This is a genomic window from Tsukamurella tyrosinosolvens (assembly GCF_900104775.1).
GTDB classification, from domain to species: Bacteria; Actinomycetota; Actinomycetes; order Mycobacteriales; family Mycobacteriaceae; genus Tsukamurella; species Tsukamurella tyrosinosolvens.
Genome location: NZ_FNSA01000003.1, coordinates 3,503,100 through 3,519,579, shown reverse-complemented (window position 1 = coordinate 3,519,579; position 16,480 = coordinate 3,503,100). Strand labels below are relative to the sequence as shown.

Below are 16,480 nucleotides of genomic sequence, written 5' to 3'. Positions count from 1 at the left end.
GGCGGAGGCGTCCCATCGCGCCGCGGGCCGGGGCCCGAACGGTAGAGTCGGTGCGTACGTTTTTCCTTCTCACAACCCGTCGGAGATGAAGCGCGCCGTGGCCAAAGCAACCAAAGTCGATACCGTCGCCAACCTGTGCAAGCGCAGGGGACTGGTCTTCCAGTCCGGTGAGATCTACGGCGGCACGAAGTCGGCCTGGGACTACGGGCCGCTGGGTGTGGAGCTCAAGGAGAACATCAAGAAGCAGTGGTGGCGCAACATGGTCACCTCGCGCGACGACGTGGTGGGCCTCGACAGCGCGATCATCCTGCCCCGCCAGGTGTGGGTCGCCTCGGGCCACGTGTCGGTGTTCAACGATCCGCTGGTGGAGTGCCTGAACTGCCACAAGCGGCACCGTCAGGACCACCTGCAGGAGGCGTACGCCGAGAAGCGCGCCGCCAAGGGTGAGGAGATCGACCCGGACGCCGTGCCGATGACGGAGATCGTCTGCCCCGACTGCGGCACCAAGGGGCAGTGGACCGAGCCCCGCGACTTCAACATGATGCTCAAGACCTACCTCGGCCCGATCGAGTCGGAGGAGGGCCTGCACTACCTGCGGCCCGAGACCGCGCAGGGCATCTTCGTGAACTTCAAGAACGTGATGACCACGGCGCGTAAGAAGCCGCCGTTCGGCATCGGCCAGATCGGCAAGAGCTTCCGCAACGAGATCACGCCCGGCAACTTCATCTTCCGGACCCGTGAGTTCGAGCAGATGGAGATGGAGTTCTTCGTCAAGCCGGGCGACGACGACGAGTGGCACCAGTACTGGATCGACTACCGCCTCAAGTGGTACACGGACCTGGGCATCGACCCGGAGAACCTGCGCCTGTTCACCCATCCGCAGGAGAAGCTGAGCCACTATTCCAAGGGCACCGTCGACATCGAGTACCGGTTCGAATTCGCCGGCAGCGAGTGGGGCGAGCTCGAGGGCATCGCGAACCGCACCGACTTCGACCTCGGCACCCACACGGAGCACTCGGGCGAGTCGCTGGAGTACTTCGACCAGCAGTCGGGCGAGCGGTACACGCCGTACGTGATCGAGCCCGCGGCCGGTCTCACCCGGTCGCTGATGGCGTTCCTCGTTGACGCCTACACCGAGGAGGAGGTGCCGAAGGCCAACGGCGGCACCGACACCCGCGTGGTGCTGAAGCTGGACCGGCGCCTCGCCCCGGTCAAGGTGGCCGTCCTGCCCCTCTCGCGCGACGAGAAGCTCTCGCCCAAGGCCCGCGAGCTGTCGGCGCAGCTGCGCCAGTACTGGAACGTCGACTTCGACGACGCGCAGGGCATCGGCAAGCGCTACCGCCGCCAGGACGAGATCGGCACCCCGTTCTGCGTCACCGTCGACTTCGACACGCTCGAGGACGAGTCGGTGACCGTGCGTGAGCGGGACACGATGGCGCAGGAGCGGGTGCCGCTCGCGGAGATCCAGCAGTACCTGGCCGCGCGCCTCGCCGGCTGCTGACCTCCGACATCGACGGCTCCGCCCGTCCGGTCGCGTGACCGGACGGGCGGACGCATATCAGCCGCAGGTGATCTCGACGCGGAACTTCTTGGTGCTCAGGTCCGCGGCGCGGGCCTCGCCCGTGATCGTGTAGCGATTGCCCGCCTTCGAGGCCTTGGCCGAGCCGACCTTCCCCACGGGCGTGTTCAGCACCGTCATCACGTTGCCCCCGGTGGCGATGAACAGGCTGTTCACCGTGGGCGGATTGCCCTCGGTGAGCATGGCGCCGATGCCGCGGGCGGTCTGGACGCTGCCCGAGCCCACCGTGATGGAGTCGCCGGTGCGCGAGCACCCGGCATTGACGTACTCGGCGTCACTCTCGGCCTTGCCGTCGATCTCGACCACGGTGCTGGAGTCGATGTTGGGGGAGGTGCACGCCGCGAGCGCCACCAGGGTGACGCCCGCGAGGGCGACTGCCGCTTTCTTCATGCGATCACCGTACCGGGGGATCGCGGCAGGTCCGACGCGCCGCACCAACCGGGTCGCACCGTCTCACTATGGGATACTCGACGCATGACGAACGGCAAGGTGGTCCATTTCGACACGCAGCGCGGCTTCGGCTTCCTCGCGCCGGACGCGGGGGGCGAGGACGTCTTCCTCCACGTGAACGACATCGACTTCGACGAGTCGGCGCTGCGGCCCGGCACCGCTGTCACGTTCGACGTCGAGAAGGGCGACAAGGGGCTCAAGGCCGTGAACGTCGCCGTCGTCGGCGGCGCGCCCGCGGCGTCGTCGGCGCCCCGTCGCGACAGCCGTGATCAGCGTGACAACCGTGGCGACCGTCGCGAGCAGGCGCCTCGCCGGGATGCGGCGCCGCGCGCGGCCGCTGCCGGCGCGCTCGACATGCAGTCCTTCGTCGACGAGCTCACCGAGCTGCTGCTCGACTCCTCGGACGATCTGACCGCGCGTCAGATCATCGAGATCCGGCAGCGGATCGCCGATTTCGCCTTCGCTCGCGGCTGGGTCACCGAGTAGGTGCCCTCGCTGCCCGGGCCGGCCGCCTACCAGCCGGCCGACGTCGAACGCCTCGTCGCCGAACCGCCCAAGACGGCCGGCATCGAAGCGGACACGGAGCCCACACTGTTCTCGGGCCCGCAGTGGGAGGCCCTGCGCTGGGAGGGGCACAGCTCCGCCTTCGCGCGGGACCGCGCGCGGGTGCTGCACAGCGCCGCACTGCGTCGCCTCGCCGATAAGACGCAGGTCGTGGGGCCGCGCGAGGGCGATACTCCGCGCACCCGGCTCACCCACTCGCTGGAGGTCAGCCAGATCGGTCGCGGCATCGCCCTGGGGATCGGCTGCGATCCGGACCTGGTGGACCTCGCGGGCCTCGCGCACGACATCGGGCACCCGCCCTACGGCCACAACGGCGAGCGCGCCCTCGACGAGGTCGCTCGGAACATCGGCGGGTTCGAGGGCAACGCGCAGAACCTGCGCATCCTCACCCGCCTCGAGCCCAAGGTGTTGAACGCCGCGGGGGAGTCGGTGGGCCTGAACCTCACCCGCGCAGCGCTCGACGCCGCCACCAAGTACCCGTGGCGCCGCCGCGAGCCCGGCGGCAAGTTCGGCGTCTACGACGACGACGCCCACGTCCTGGACTGGATGCGCGGCGGCGAGGACGGGCCGCACGGCACCCGGCAGTGCCTCGAATCGCAGGTCATGGACTGGTCCGACGACGTCGCCTACTCCGTGCACGACGTGGAGGACGGGGTCCTCTCGGGGCGCCTCGACCTGCGCGCGCTCTCCTCGCCGGCCGAGGTGCGCAGCCTGTCCGGCTTCGGCGCGAGCAGCTTCCGCGGCGCCGAGGCGGCCGAGCTGGAGGAGGCCGGCGCCCGCCTGGCCTCGTTCGAGGTGGTCGCCGCGGCCGCGAAGTACGACGGCGGCCTCGCGTCGTCGGTGGCGCTCAAGCGGATGACCAGTGAGCTGGTTGGCCGCTTCGCCTCCGCCGCGATCGACGCGACCCGGGCCGCCACGGGCAACGAGCCGGTGTGCCGCTACGAAGCCGACGTCGAGGTGCCGCCGTCCGTGCGCGCCGAGGTGATCCTGCTGAAAACGATGGCGCTGCAGTACATCTACTCGAACCAGATGCACCTCGCGATCCAGCAGGGGCAGCGGGACCGGATCCTGCGCGTGGCCGACTACCTGATGGGCGCGTCACCGTCGAACATCGATCCGCTGTACTCCCCGGCCTACCTCGCCGCGGACTCCGACGCCGTGCGCCTGCGCGTGGTGGTCGACCAGATCGCGTCGATGACGGAGACGCGCCTGGAGCGGCTGGACCAGAAGGTCCTCGAGGGCTGACCGGCAGTACACTCGAACTCGTGGTCGGCAGAATCCCGGAGCGTGACATCGCGGCGATCCGCGACCGTGCGCGCATCGAGGACGTCGTCGGCGAGTACGTGGCGCTGCGGCCCGCCGGCGTGGGGTCGATGAAGGGCCTGTGCCCGTTCCACGACGAGAAGACCCCCAGCTTCCACGTGCGCCCCACGCAGGGCTTCTTCCACTGCTTCGGCTGCGGCGAGGGCGGCGACGTCATCTCCTTCCTGCAGAAGATCGAGCACGTGCCCTTCGTGGAGGCGGTCGAGCAGCTCGCCGACAAGGTGGGCATCCAGATCTCCTACGAGGGCGGCGGCCCCGGCCCGAAGCAGGACCGCGGCACCCGCATGCGGCTCGTCGCCGCCAACGCCGCCGCACAGAAGTTCTACGCCGAGCAGTTGCGCACGCCCGAGGCCGAGATCGCCCGCACGTACCTCACGGACCGCGAGTTCACCGAGGAGGACGCCGCGTTCTACGGGTGCGGCTACGCCCCGTCGGGGTGGGACACGATGACGAAGGCCCTGCTGCGCCAGGGCTTCGACGTCAAGGAGCTCGAGGCGGCGGGCCTGTCGAAGCAGGGCCAGCGCGGGCCGATCGACCGGTTCCACCGGCGGCTGCTGTGGCCCATCAAGAATCTCGGCGGCGACGTCATCGGTTTCGGCGCGCGCAAGCTGTTCGACGACGACAACCTCGGCAAGTACATGAACACGCCCGAGACCATGCTCTACAAGAAGTCGCAGGTGCTCTTCGGTCTCGACCACGCGAAGAAGCACATCGCCAAGGGGCACCAGGTGGTGGTCGTCGAGGGCTACACCGACGTCATGGCCATGCACGCCGCGGGCGTGGAGACCGCCGTCGCGTCCTGCGGTACCGCCTTCGGGGAGGAGCACGTCTCGCTGGTGCGGCGGCTCATGATGGACGACAGTTACTTCCGCGGCGAGGTCATCTACACCTTCGACGGCGACGAGGCCGGCCGCGCCGCCGCGATGAAGGCCTTCGACGGCGATCAGAAGATCGCCGGTCAGACCTTCGTGGCCGTCGCGCCCGACGGGATGGACCCCTGCGAGCTGCGGCAGAAGCACGGCGACGAGGCCGTACGCGACCTCATCGCCCAGCGCGTCCCCATGTTCGAGTTCGCGGTGAAGACGCTGATCACCGAGTTCGACCTCGATACCGCGGAGGGGCGCGTACACGCCCTGCGCCGCTCGGTGCCCGTGGTGGCCCGGATCAAGGACATGGCGCTGCGGGACGAGTACGCGCGTCAGCTCGCGGGCTGGGTCGGCTGGGACGACGTCACGCAGGTGCTGCGCCGCGTGCGCGAGGAGTCCGCCCGCATCCGGCGCGGCGAGGGACGTCCCGGGCCGGGCGCCCCGGCACCGTCGACCAACCGGTTCCGCGAGCCCGCACCGGCCGCCCCGGTGCCGCAGGCGAAGCCGGCCGGCCCCCAGCGCCCCAACCCGGCCGACCCGGTGCTGTGGGTGCAGCGCGAGGTGCTCAAGGCGGCGCTGCAGGTTCCGTCGCTGGCGGGCATGGTCTTCGACGCGCTCTCCGACGACATGTTCACCGACCCCGCGTACCGCCAGGTGCGGCTGGCCATCGAGGCCGCGGGCGGCATCGCGGCCGGCCTCGGCGGGCCGGAGTGGGTGGACACGGTCGTGCGGCACGTCGACGGTCCCGTGCTGGAGCCACTGGTCACCGAGCTCGCGGTGGAGCCGATGCAGGTGGCGGGCGATCCGTCGCCGCGGTACGTCGAGTCCGTGATGGCGCGGCTGCAGGAGGTCTGGGTCGGCGGGCAGGTGGCCGACCTGAAGTCGAAGCTGCGCCGCATGTCGCCCAATTCCGACGGTGACTACAACCGCCTGTTCGGCGACCTCGTGGCGCTCGAGAGCTACCGGCAGAGCCTGCTCAAGATGGCCGTCGGCGACTCGGCCTTCTAGTCCAGGTCGGTCTTGGGGGAGTAGATCACCGTCTGCGCGTCGATCTCGCGCATGGTGCGCATCTTGGGATCGGGGTTGAGCTGCTCGGCGAGTTTGCGGCGCCCGATCTCCACGGCCTTCTTCGTCGCCGGGCTGGTGGCGATCGCCTTCGCGGTGCGGTTGATCTGCTCGTACCGGCGGCGTCCGGCCTTGGTGCCCAGCACGTAGCCGGCACCTGCGGCGATAACCAGTCGCATCATGCCGCCACTGTACCGGCCGCGGCCCCGCTCCGGCGGGCGGTCCCCGGCCGATAGGCTCGATCCATGAGCTCGTACCCGCCCGCCCAGACCGTCGCCGAGTTCGAGGCCGGCATAGCCGAGGTGATGCGCCGCATCGACGCCGCAGCGGACCGGGCGGGTCGGTCACCGTCGGACGTGCGGCTGCTCCCCGTCAGCAAGACAGTGCCGCAGGAGCGGCTGCGGCTCGCCGTCGCCGCCGGGTGCCGGGAGCTGGGGGAGAACAAGCCGCAGGAGGCCAAGCGCAAGAGCGCCGAGATGGCGGACCTGGACGTCTCGTGGGCCGTGATCGGGCATCTGCAGACCAACAAGGCCAAGGACGTCGCCGCCGTCGCCGCCGAGTTCCAGGCCCTCGACAGCGTGCGCGTCGCGGAGGCGCTCGACCGTCGGCTGCAGGCCCTCGGCCGCGGCCTCGACGTCTACGTGCAGGTCAACACGTCGGACGAGGAGCAGAAGTACGGGCTGCCGCCCGCGGAGGTGCCGGCCTTCCTCGCGGAACTGCCCGCCTTCGCGTCGCTGCGGTTGCGCGGCTTCATGACGCTCGCGGAGTTCTCGTCCGACGAGGAGCGGGTGCGCGCCTGCTTCCGCCGGTTGCGGGACGTCCGGGACCGGGCCGTGCAGGACTGGCCCGAGGCGGTCGAGCTGTCGATGGGCATGTCGGGCGACTACGAGATCGCGGTCGAGGAGGGCTCGACCTGCGTGCGGGTGGGCCAGGCGATCTTCGGCTCTCGGGCGTTGCCCGACAGCCATTACTGGCCCGAGGGACAGTAATCTTCCCTTCGTGCTGACCGATGACGAGGACCGCCAGTTCACCGTCGCCGACATCGCCGAGCTCCTGGCGGTCGTCGTTGCGTTGGGGCTGCTCTTCTGGCTGCTCGAGCCGCTCAACCCCTGGCTGAAGTACCCGGCGATCCTGTTCGGCTCCGTGGCCGTGCTCGCGGTGTGGCGGGGTTTGCGCAGGGTGATCGAGAAGCGCTCCGGCGGACGCGCCGCGAAGCTGGAGCCCCTGCAGATCGTCGAGACCGCGCCCGGGATGCGCTCGCTGATCCTCGTCGCCGGCGGCACCCCGTCCGACGATGCCGTCGTCGCGCTCGGGCACGAGCCGAACGGCTACTTCTGGCAGGGGATCGCCGAGCGGATCCTGCCCGAGCGGATACTCGCGGTGATCGACTTCGACAGCGAGGCGGGCATGTTCGCCGCGCGGAGCAGCGACGCCGAGACCCTGGTGGTGGCCGGGTGGGCGATGGCATCGGTGGTCAACGACCCCGCGCGGCTGCGCGAGGTGGTCGCGGGGGCGGAGGCCGACGGGTTCGTCTTCGACGACTGAACCCCGGCGGCGTCGCGGCCCGGCACAATGGCTGGGTCCAGCGGTTGCAGACAGTGATCGGAGCCCATCGTGCTCGGCCTCGTGCGCTCGTGTACCTCGCACCTCGATCCCGAGGTCCGTGGGCGGTGGCGCGCCCACCTGTGCGGGCTGTGCCTGACGCTGCGCGACACCGCCGGGCAGCCGGCGCGGGCCTGCACCAACACCGATGCCGCGCTGCTCTCGGCGCTTGTCGAGGCGCAACAGCCGCGGCCCGCCGCGACCCGTACCGCGGGCCCGTGCGCGCTGCGCGGCATGCGGCGCGCCGAGGTGATAGCGCCGGCCGAGTTGAGCGTCAGGCTCGGTGCCACAGCAGCGCTGACCCTCGCGGCCGCGAAGGTCGGTGACCGTGTCGCCGAGCGCGAGGCGGGCCTCTGCGGCGCCGGGGCCGCGGCGCGCGGCACCGTCGGGCTGCTGCGGAGGACCGAACGACGACTCGGGCGCGGGGCCCGGGCCGACGGTGCCGTCGCCGCGGCGGCGCGCGTGCCCGACGCGCTCGCCGGGCTCGCCGAGCAGGCGCGGATCGAGTCCCGCGCCGCCGATCTCGCCGAGGTGACCGGGCCGACGGCATCGGCGGTGGGGGACATGTTCGCGGCATCGGCCGTGCTCGCGGGGCGGCCGGAGAACGAGGAGGCGCTGCGGGAGACGGGCCGCGCGTACGGAGAATTCGCACACCTCGCGGACGCGCTCGAGGACCTGCCGCGCGACCGAGCGCGGGGCGACTACAACCCGCTCGACGCCACCGGAACGTCCGTGGCCGCGGCCGTCGCGCGTCTGGAGGCGTTGCGCGCCATCGTGATCGACCGGCTCGGCCGGATCGAGATGCGGGACGACCGGCTCGTCCGCCCGCTCCTGCTGACCGCGATGGCGACCGTCCTGGTCGCGAACGGCGTCTCGTTGGAGAAGAAGGGGCCATCGGGCCGTCGACGGAAGACGCGGAAGGACGCCGCGAAGAAGCGTCGCGACGACGGCTGGTGCGACGGAGGCGATTGCGGCGACTGCTGCTGCGGCGACGGCTGCTGTGACTGCTCCTGAGACGACACCGCCCCGGTGGAAGCGGGTGCTTCCACCGGGGCGGTGACGGGTTCGGGTTCTAGGCCTCGACGCGGACGTCGGCGCGGGCCGGGATCACCACGGGGTGCACGCCGGACATGCGCTCGAGCACGCGGACCACCTGGCAGGAGTAGCCGTACTCGTTGTCGTACCAGACGTAGAGCACGAGGTCCTTGCCGTCGGCGATGGTCGCGAGACCGTCGACGATGCCGGCGCGGTGCGAGCCCACGAAGTCGGTGGAGACGACCTCGGGCGACTCGATGTAGTCGATCTGCTGGCGCAGCTTCGAGTGCAGCGAGACGCGGCGGAGGTAGTCGTTCACCTCGTCCTTGGAGGTCGGCTTCTCGAGGGTGATGTTGAGGATCGCCAGCGAGACGTCGGGGGTGGGGACGCGGATGGACGAGCCGGTGAGCTTGCCCTCGAGCTGCGGCAGCGCCTTCGAGACGGCCTTCGCGGCGCCGGTCTCGGTGATCACCATGTTCAGCACCGCCGAGCGGCCGCGGCGGTCGCCCTTGTGGAGGTTGTCGATCAGGTTCTGATCGTTGGTGAACGAGTGCACGGTCTCGACGTGGCCGCGCTGGATGCCGTAGGCCTCGTCCAGCGCCGCGAGCACCGGGGTGATCGCGTTCGTGGTGCACGACGCGGCGGAGAGGATGCTGTCGGCGTCCTCGATCGTGCTGTCGTTGATGCCGTGCACGATGTTCTTCAGCGGCGCCTTGCCGGGCGCGGTGAGCAGCACGCGCGCGGCGCCCTTGCTCTTGAGGTGCAGGCCGAGGCCCTCCTCGTCGCGCCACTTGCCCGTGTTGTCGACGATGAGCGCGTCCTTGATGCCGTACGCGGTGTAGTCGATGGTCGACGGGTCGTCCGAGTAGATGACCTGGATGCGGGTGCCGTTGGCGATGATCACGTCGTTCTCGGCGTCGATCGACACCGAGCCGGCGAAGGGGCCGTGCACCGAGTCGCGGGCCAGCAGGCTGGCACGCTTCTCGAGGTCGTTCTTGACGCTCCGGCGCACGACGATCGCGCGCAGGCGCAGGCCGTGGCCGTTGCCGGCGTGGCTGATGAGGATGCGGGCCAGCAGGCGGCCGATGCGGCCGAAGCCGTACAGCACGACGTCGGCGCCGTCACCGTCGGAGACCGGGACGTTGCGCTTGGCGATCTCGGCGCGCAGCAACTCCTGCACGGCCTCGTCGGACTCGAGGTCCGCGGCGAGGATCGCGAGGCGCGCGATGTCGATCGACGCGGGCTCGGGCGCGATCTCCAGCAGGCCGCGCAGCACCTTCTCCGTCTGCGACAGCGTGAGGGCCTGGTGGCCCAGCTCCTCGGCGCGCTCGTGCGCCGAGATCACCGCGGAGGTGGAGAGGTTGATCAGGCGGTGCCCGTGGATCGACGACACCACGCCGTGCTGGCGGTACAGCCGGCCGATGATGGGGATCAGGCGTTCCGCCTGCTCCTCACGGGCGACCCAGGCGTCGCGGTGGCTGTCGTACGCGCCGCGATGCCCATCGGCAGTCGCGGAGTTCGACGGGGACTCGGGCTCCAGCTGTTGCGTCACGCCCATCATTATGCAATGCGCTGACCCGGCGGTGGGCCACCGGGGCGACGGTGAGTGAGGGCAACGACTCCCTCCTGAAAGGCCTGCTCACGGTGGTCTGGGTCAGTCCGGCGTCCGGAGCTTCCGCTCGATCCGGTCGACAACCTCCGACGCCGTCGTGCTCGTGGTGTCGATCTCGGCATCGTGGGCGCGCGACCGCCGGAGGCGCGCCGCTTCCCTCCGGGCGTGGTCCGCGATCGCCCGCTGCCGTTCCGGCGTCGCGCCGAGGAGGGTGTCGCCCGGCAGGCGCCCGGTGCTCTCCACCGAGCGCAGGGCGATCCGGGCGGAGAGCGCGTCGTCGGAGGCGTCGAGGAGGACGCGGTTCGGCGACTCCCCGCCGTGTGCCTCCGCGACCAGGTCGGCGTCGCGGGTCACGACGATGAGGTCGTCCGCTCCCGCGTGCTCGTAGCCGCGAGTCACCGCGGCGTACGCGGCTGCATGGACGCCGCGGTCGTATCCCGGGGCATGGAAGCCGAGCTGCTCGACGTCGATGTACGCGGTCGCCCGCCCCGCGGCCCACCGGCGCCGGACCAGCTCCCAGCCCACGGTGGACTTGCCGACGGCGGTCGCGCCGTGGATCACCGTGGTCGGAAGGGGAGCGGCGGATACCGACCGCGCGTGTGACCATCGGCCGGGCCTGGTCGACGTGTGACGCGCGACCAGCTCGCGCGCGACCTCGTCGACGTCGCGCGACGTGGTGTCGACGGTGTCCGCCGGGCCGCGGTCGAGGTGCCGGGCGAGCTCCTCGAGGTCCGCGAGGGCGTCGGGCCCCGAACCGCGATCCAGGAAGCGCCGCCGCAGCTCGGGCCAGTCGCAGCGGAGCCGGACATGGGTGAGGTCGATCGTCGTGGCGCCAGGGCCGAGGCGGGGCTCGCCCAGATCGGGGTCGACGACGCCCGAGATCACCATCTGCCGGAGTCCGTGCGCGCCGAGGGTGTCGATCAGCCGGCGGGCGTTCTCCGCCTTCACGACGTGCGGTGCCGCCCCCGCGAGACGGTCGAACGGTCCGAGCAGGCCGAGCTGATCGATGTCGACGTAGCCGGCGTTCGCGCCCGCCGCGGTGAGGAGTTGGAACACCCGCCATCCGGTGGTGGTCTTGCCCGCGCCGGGCGCACCGCTGATCCACAGGGCGGAGATGGTCACGGTTGCCACCGTATCCATGGGGACAAGCGGTTTTCCGCGGCGATCACCTGGGCAGACGGGGCCCCGGGCACGGTGGTGGGGCAGGTGGGGCTCGAACCCACGACCAGCGGATTATGAGTCCGCGGCTCTAACCGACTGAGCTACTGCCCCTCGCCGGCCGTCCGCTGTTCGCGCGAGGAGTTCCTCGCGGATAACAAGCCCTGACCAGCGCGAATACAGTAGCACCCGGTGTGTCTGACGGCCGCATCGACCCGCGGCCGACGATTGCAGCCGCAGGAGATCGTCAATCATCGGTGTTACGATTGATGCAATTGTGGTTCAATGCTCTTCGATGGGCGGAAGTGGCTGGAGTGATCCAGTGGCCTCCGATGATGCTTCAAGACAGCGAGCACCCCGAGGAGTCCGCCATGACCAGACGAAGCTGGTCCTTCCGTATGACGATCGCCGCCGTTGTCGCGGCACTGACCACGACCTGCCTGGCCGCCGCGGTGAACGCGGATACGACCGTCGGGCCCTCCGGGATGACGGTCACGCCGTCGAGCGCCGGAGGTCAGGTCTCCGATTGGCGCGCCGGCACCGTCGTGAAGCTCTGGAGCAACGGCGCGGTGTCGATCCCCGTCGTCACGGCGAACGCCGGGGGGAAGCTGGAGATCCGCGCGCGCGGTGAGATATGCCGCGGTGCGCCGGTGATGGCGGTCAAGCGCGGTGGCGCCACACTCGCCACGGTCACCTTGGGATCCGGCTGGAGCACCTACTCCGTCGGGCTCGGAGCGCAGGCGGGTTCGAGCCCCGTCACGCTCGAGTTCACCAATGACTACCGGTGGTGGTTCTGCGACCGGAACCTCTACGTCGCGAGTGTGGCTGTCCGCGATGGCGCGATGACACCTACTCCGACGCCGACCCCCACCACCACGGTCCCGACGACCACGGTCCCGACGACCACGGTCCCGACGACCACGGTCCCGACGACCACGGTGCCCACGACCACTGTCCCGACGACCACGGTGCCCACGACCACGGTGCCCACAACGACCGTGCCGACGACCACGGTGCCGACGACTACCGCGACCGCCACGCAAACGGGCGGTCCGGATCCGTCGACCGGCTGCCCGGTGAACATGTACCAGGCCCGCTACTTCAACAACACCACCGCGACGGGCAACCCGGTTGCGGTGCAATGTGAGAACGCGCCGGGAGGAACCTTCTTCGGCGTCCCCTTGTCGGGCGTCAATCAGGACAACTTCTCAGTCGACTACAACGGCGTCATCGACGTCCCGGCGACGGGGGAGTACTTCGTTTCGACGTCCCTGGGCAATGTCACTGCCAAGGTCTGGATCGACGATGCTCTCGCGCTGGAGAAGCCGTCCACGTATTGGGGCACCACCAACGTGCAACGGACGATGCAGAAGGGTCGGCACAAGGTGCGCCTGACCTATGCCAACGCGTCCGGGATCGCGCACGTCGGTTTCGCCATCCCGCGCGCGACGCCGGGAGTCCCCTCGAACAACGGCAACTACTTCTCCGCCGATTCGTTCTGGAACCAGCCGGTTCCCGTGGACGCGAAGGTCGACCCTCGCAGCGCTGGATGGATATCAGCACTGGACGCGCGAAGCAACGGAGCTTGGGTGAACACCAGCGAGTGGACGACCACGGTGTACAACGCTCCGCCCGGTACGCCCACCATCGACGTGCGCGTGACCAACACCAACCGTCTGCTGACCATCCCCTACCTGCCGACCTATCGGCCGACGAACGACGCGGATCACCACATGGCGGTGATCGACGATGCATCGGGGTGCCTGTACGAGTTCCAGGGCTTCAATTCCTCGGACCGCTCGGCGGCCGCGTCGGCGTCGTATCGGGCCTACACGGGTTCCGGCGGTCACGACCCCGCACCGGGGCATGCAGGCGGCGAGTTCTCCTACCTCGCAGGGTTGATCACCCCGCAGGATGTCGAATCCGGCGTGATCGATCACGCTCTGCGCTACGCCATGCCCGGCAATTCACCCAATTACGTGTACCCCGGCACCAGGTCCGACGGCACCACACTCGGTGGTGTGCCGGAGGGGACTCGGCTCCAGCTCGATCCGAACCTGGATCTCTCGCGGTTCGGCCTCTCTCCTTTCCAACTGATGCTGGCACGTGCCCTGCAGGTCTACGGCGGATTCAACGCAGACCATGCGGACCTGTTCGTGTTCTACGCCCGCAGCACCAATGACGGTTCGAGCTACGCGCAGCCGATCCAGCAATTGCCGGATGCGCTGCTTCAGCACCTGAGGTTCCTCGCGCCCTCGATCTCGTCGACGGACATCTATCTCGACCGCTCCGACGATCCGGGCTGCAACCAGCAGCGGTGAGACCCGGGGGGATACGGCGCGTCGTGCGCCAATTCCTCCCGCGACGCGAGAACGGCGCCTAACGTGTGGCTCAGGTCACTCGAATCGGACGATGGGGGCGCGGAGTGCTCGATCACTACGACGTACGCGGCGGCGAGTTCAACCTCGGGATCCGCCCACCGGCGGGACGGCGGGCGGGCCTGGGTGTGTGGCGCGTGATCAAGGCGGTCCTCAATTCCGCCGCCGAACTCGACGTCTACGTGTGCGCGGCGCGACACGGCGCTCACGGCGGGGGCTGGGCACCGTCGTAACCCCGCGTACGCAGGGCTAGTCTCGGTCGCATGGCCGACGACGCACGCCAGCTGCCCGACCGCACCACGGACGCCGCCGAACCTCGCACGGGGCGGAAGTTGCTGGCCAGGGGCGCGGAGGCCGCCCACCGTGCGAACCGCAGTGCGGCGATGACGGGACTCGTGCGCGCCGCCCGGGAGAACCTGCCCGGCGGCCCCAAGAAGGACCTGTTCCAGCCGGACGCCGAGTCGACGGAGCGGCTCGCGAGCCTCCTGGATCGCATCGTCGGCGACGAGCCGACGGTGACGCGCGAACTCGGCAACCTGGCGACCGCGACGTGGCAGGCCGTGATCAGCCGCCGCGACCGCGACTACCTCCCGCCCAAGCCCATCACCATCCTCTTCACCGATCTCGTCGCGTTCTCCACGTGGGCGCTGGACCGCACGGATGACGAGATCGTGCGGCTGCTGCACGCCGTCAACCGGACCACTGCGGAGATCGTCGCCCGCCACGGCGGCGTCGTGGTCAAGACCATGGGCGACGGTGCCCTGGTCGCCTTCGACGGCGACACCGCGATCGAGGCGGCGAGCGAGGTGATCGAGGCGGTCGGTGCGATCGACGTGGCCGAGGGATACCGGCCCACGCTGCGCGCCGGCCTGCACACGGGAACGCCGCGGCGGGTCAAGGGCGACCTTATCGGCGTCGACGTGAACATCGCGGCGCGGGTCGCGGAGGCGGCGAACGGCGGAGAGGTGCTGGCCTCGGAGACGGTCTTCTCGATCGCCGACAAGGAGCGCTACCAGGTACGGCCGCGCCGGTTCAAGGCCAAGGGCGCGCCGCAGAAGCTACAGGTCTTCTCTGTGCGTCCCCTGTACTGAACCTCCGGGATTTCCCTGAACTTCTCGAAATACCCGTCTCGGGCTGTAACGAACCGTGGCATGGTCCCTATAGAGGGTGTGACTTGAGTCCTAGAGTCCAGCGGCGGCCTTTCGTGCCCCGTCTCCATTTTCCAAGGATGGGAACCAGATGAATACGAAGAAGATCGGAGCCGCGTCGTTCGCCGTCGTGGCCGCCGCGGGCCTCCTTGCCGGTTGTGGCAAGTCGACCGAGGGTGACAGCCCCGTCGCCTTCTCGCCCGTGACCGGCGACCAGTTCACCGCGAACCCGGGCGCGTTCCAGACCGACGGCGTCGCCGTGCCGCCGAAGGAAGTGACGATGGTGGGTAACACCGTCGCCGCGCAGGCCGTCGCCAACTCCGGCCTGCCGCAGGGCACCATCACCTCCACCTCGAACAACACCACCGTGTACTACCCGCCGGCCCCGTCGATCCCCGGCCTGCGTCCCGCGCCGCAGCCGGCGCCGCCCGCGCCGATGGTGCGCCCGGCCAACTACAAGCCGTGGAACTACACCCCGCAGGAGATCGCGGTCTACCAGCAGATCTGCGAGACCGGCACGTGGAACAACTACCGCGCCGGCATCGAGGTCCAGACTCAGACGTGCTACACGCTCTACGGCCGCCAGCTCGGCGTCAAGCCGTGGCACCCGGGCCAGCCGCGTCCGTGGCAGCGCCCCGAGTACCCGAAGCCGTGGTTCTCGGCCGAGTTCAAGGTCGACGTGCCGGTCTTCTGGGTCTACCCCAAGAACTGGACGCAGCCGCGGCCGCAGCCGATCATCTCGGTGTCGATCGGCCTGAACCTGGGCAACAACCCGTACCGCCGCGTCAACCCGGCCTGGGACCAGCCGTACTACCCGGTCTGGGCCGTCACGCCCGGCCGCGTGATCGACGTCCGTGACCAGGCTCGCGTCGTCGCGCCGATCTACACGACGACGACCACCACGACGACCACGACCACCACCACGACGGCGCCCGTCTTCCCGGGCACGGTGCTCGCGCCGCTGCCGACCTCGGCCAAGGTCGAGGCCGTCACCGCGCTGCCCGGCGCCAAGGTGACCGGCAACGTCAACCTCGATGCGAACGTGACCGTTCCGACCGCCGCCGCGCTCAAGGGCGCGACGATCCAGGCCGGCACCACGGCGTCGCTGAACGAGGCCATCGGGACGTCGGTCGAGGCGACCGTCGCGAAGCCCAGCTCGGACAACGGCAACCGCGTCTCGGTCGGCGGCAACGTCGGCGCGACCGTCTCCGGCGGTGCCGGCGCGGGCGCGACCGTGACCGGCGGCGCCGGTGCGGGCAACGGCACCGTCACCGGTGGTGCGGGTGCCGGCGCGGGTGCCACGGTGCCCGGCGGCGGCGCGACGGTGTCCGGTGGTGCGGGTGCGACCGTGACCGGCGGCGCCGGCGCGGCCACCACCACGACCACCAAGCCTGCTGAGCGCCCGGCGCCGACGCAGACGCAGACGCAGCAGCCGACGCAGACGCAGACGCAGACCCAGGAGCCCACGCAGACGCAGACGCAGCAGCCGACGCAGGCGCAGCCGACGACCACCACGCCTGCCGCGACCCCGCAGGCCGCCACCCGGACGCAGACCCAGGCGCCGACGGCCACCAAGCCGGCGACCGCCCCCACCTGCACCCCGGCTCAGGTCGAGGCGGGTACTTGCACCACCACCGGTAACTGATCGCCGACGCCCTCGGGGAGACCTCCGGCAGGCCCTCTGACCTGCCGATTGGTCT

At 70.2% G+C, this 16,480-nt stretch carries 15 protein-coding genes and 1 tRNA gene; 11 read left to right on the top strand and 5 right to left on the bottom strand.

The genetic code is table 11. The features are described from left to right. Nucleotides 1-97: 97 nt before the first annotated feature. On the top strand, nucleotides 98-1,501 hold the full coding sequence (locus BLW32_RS19405; protein WP_068523198.1) for a glycine--tRNA ligase: 1,404 nt from the start codon (nucleotides 98-100) through the stop codon (nucleotides 1,499-1,501). Nucleotides 1,502-1,558: 57 nt separating this feature from the next. Here BLW32_RS19405 and BLW32_RS19400 read toward each other — a convergent pair whose 3' ends face one another. Next, a complete protein-coding gene (locus BLW32_RS19400; RefSeq protein ID WP_068521256.1) occupies nucleotides 1,559-1,969 on the bottom strand; it encodes a lipoprotein LpqH in 411 nt (136 codons plus the stop codon). 84 nt (nucleotides 1,970-2,053) lie between these two features. On the opposite strand from BLW32_RS19400, the gene BLW32_RS19395 reads away from it, so the two are divergent. From BLW32_RS19395 to dnaG, 3 genes are read left to right on the top strand one after another with little or no spacing between them, the layout of a single operon-like run. Beyond that, on the top strand, nucleotides 2,054-2,515 hold the full coding sequence (locus tag BLW32_RS19395) for a cold-shock protein (protein ID WP_068739304.1): 462 nt from the start codon (nucleotides 2,054-2,056) through the stop codon (nucleotides 2,513-2,515). Then, the gene (locus BLW32_RS19390) at nucleotides 2,516-3,838 is read left to right on the top strand and encodes a deoxyguanosinetriphosphate triphosphohydrolase (RefSeq protein WP_068739302.1); all 1,323 of its coding nucleotides are present in this window, start codon (nucleotides 2,516-2,518) and stop codon (nucleotides 3,836-3,838) included. Between the two features lie 20 nt (nucleotides 3,839-3,858). Beyond that, nucleotides 3,859-5,790: a DNA primase gene (dnaG, locus tag BLW32_RS19385; protein ID WP_068521251.1), complete on the top strand. Its 1,932-nt coding sequence runs from the start codon at nucleotides 3,859-3,861 to the stop codon at nucleotides 5,788-5,790. Here dnaG and BLW32_RS19380 read toward each other — a convergent pair. After that, nucleotides 5,787-6,029: a hypothetical protein gene (locus tag BLW32_RS19380; RefSeq protein ID WP_068521248.1), complete on the bottom strand. Its 243-nt coding sequence runs from the start codon at nucleotides 6,027-6,029 to the stop codon at nucleotides 5,787-5,789. The two genes, dnaG and BLW32_RS19380, sit on opposite strands and share 4 nt — an antisense overlap. 63 nt (nucleotides 6,030-6,092) lie before the next feature. Between BLW32_RS19380 and BLW32_RS19375 the strand changes: the two genes are divergently transcribed. The 3 genes from BLW32_RS19375 to BLW32_RS19365 all read left to right on the top strand — a co-directional run bounded on the left by BLW32_RS19375 (nucleotide 6,093) and on the right by BLW32_RS19365 (nucleotide 8,463). Next, entirely contained in the window at nucleotides 6,093-6,836 is a 744-nt protein-coding gene (locus BLW32_RS19375) for a YggS family pyridoxal phosphate-dependent enzyme (protein ID WP_068739300.1), read from the top strand. A gap of 10 nt (nucleotides 6,837-6,846) precedes the next feature. Next, the gene (locus BLW32_RS26795) at nucleotides 6,847-7,392 is read left to right on the top strand and encodes an Imm51 family immunity protein (protein ID WP_068739298.1); all 546 of its coding nucleotides are present in this window, start codon (nucleotides 6,847-6,849) and stop codon (nucleotides 7,390-7,392) included. Between the two features lie 69 nt (nucleotides 7,393-7,461). Next, nucleotides 7,462-8,463: a DUF5685 family protein gene (locus BLW32_RS19365; protein ID WP_068739296.1), complete on the top strand. Its 1,002-nt coding sequence runs from the start codon at nucleotides 7,462-7,464 to the stop codon at nucleotides 8,461-8,463. Nucleotides 8,464-8,521: 58 nt separating this feature from the next. Here the strand turns inward: BLW32_RS19365 and BLW32_RS19360 are convergent, their stop codons facing one another. The 3 genes from BLW32_RS19360 to BLW32_RS19350 all read right to left on the bottom strand — a co-directional run bounded on the left by BLW32_RS19360 (nucleotide 8,522) and on the right by BLW32_RS19350 (nucleotide 11,368). Continuing rightward, entirely contained in the window at nucleotides 8,522-10,036 is a 1,515-nt protein-coding gene (locus BLW32_RS19360) for a glyceraldehyde-3-phosphate dehydrogenase (RefSeq protein ID WP_225535770.1), read from the bottom strand. 102 nt (nucleotides 10,037-10,138) lie between these two features. Then, nucleotides 10,139-11,218 (bottom strand): DEAD/DEAH box helicase family protein, encoded by a 1,080-nt coding sequence (locus BLW32_RS19355; protein ID WP_068739294.1) that lies wholly within the window; start codon nucleotides 11,216-11,218, stop codon nucleotides 10,139-10,141. A 73-nt stretch (nucleotides 11,219-11,291) separates the two neighbouring features. Further along, a tRNA-Ile gene (locus tag BLW32_RS19350) sits at nucleotides 11,292-11,368 on the bottom strand. A gap of 80 nt (nucleotides 11,369-11,448) precedes the next feature. On the opposite strand from BLW32_RS19350, the gene BLW32_RS19345 reads away from it, so the two are divergent. The 4 genes from BLW32_RS19345 to BLW32_RS19330 all read left to right on the top strand — a co-directional run bounded on the left by BLW32_RS19345 (nucleotide 11,449) and on the right by BLW32_RS19330 (nucleotide 16,425). Beyond that, the gene (locus BLW32_RS19345) at nucleotides 11,449-13,575 is read left to right on the top strand and encodes a carbohydrate-binding domain-containing protein (protein WP_139286264.1); all 2,127 of its coding nucleotides are present in this window, start codon (nucleotides 11,449-11,451) and stop codon (nucleotides 13,573-13,575) included. A 104-nt stretch (nucleotides 13,576-13,679) separates the two neighbouring features. Further along, nucleotides 13,680-13,865, top strand: coding sequence for a hypothetical protein (locus tag BLW32_RS19340; RefSeq protein ID WP_068521232.1), 186 nt, complete (start codon nucleotides 13,680-13,682; stop codon nucleotides 13,863-13,865). Nucleotides 13,866-13,895: 30 nt separating this feature from the next. Continuing rightward, on the top strand, nucleotides 13,896-14,723 hold the full coding sequence (locus BLW32_RS19335) for an adenylate/guanylate cyclase domain-containing protein (RefSeq protein WP_068521230.1): 828 nt from the start codon (nucleotides 13,896-13,898) through the stop codon (nucleotides 14,721-14,723). 148 nt (nucleotides 14,724-14,871) lie between these two features. Then, the gene (locus BLW32_RS19330) at nucleotides 14,872-16,425 is read left to right on the top strand and encodes a hypothetical protein (RefSeq protein WP_068521228.1); all 1,554 of its coding nucleotides are present in this window, start codon (nucleotides 14,872-14,874) and stop codon (nucleotides 16,423-16,425) included. The last annotated feature ends 55 nt before the right edge of the window (nucleotides 16,426-16,480 follow it).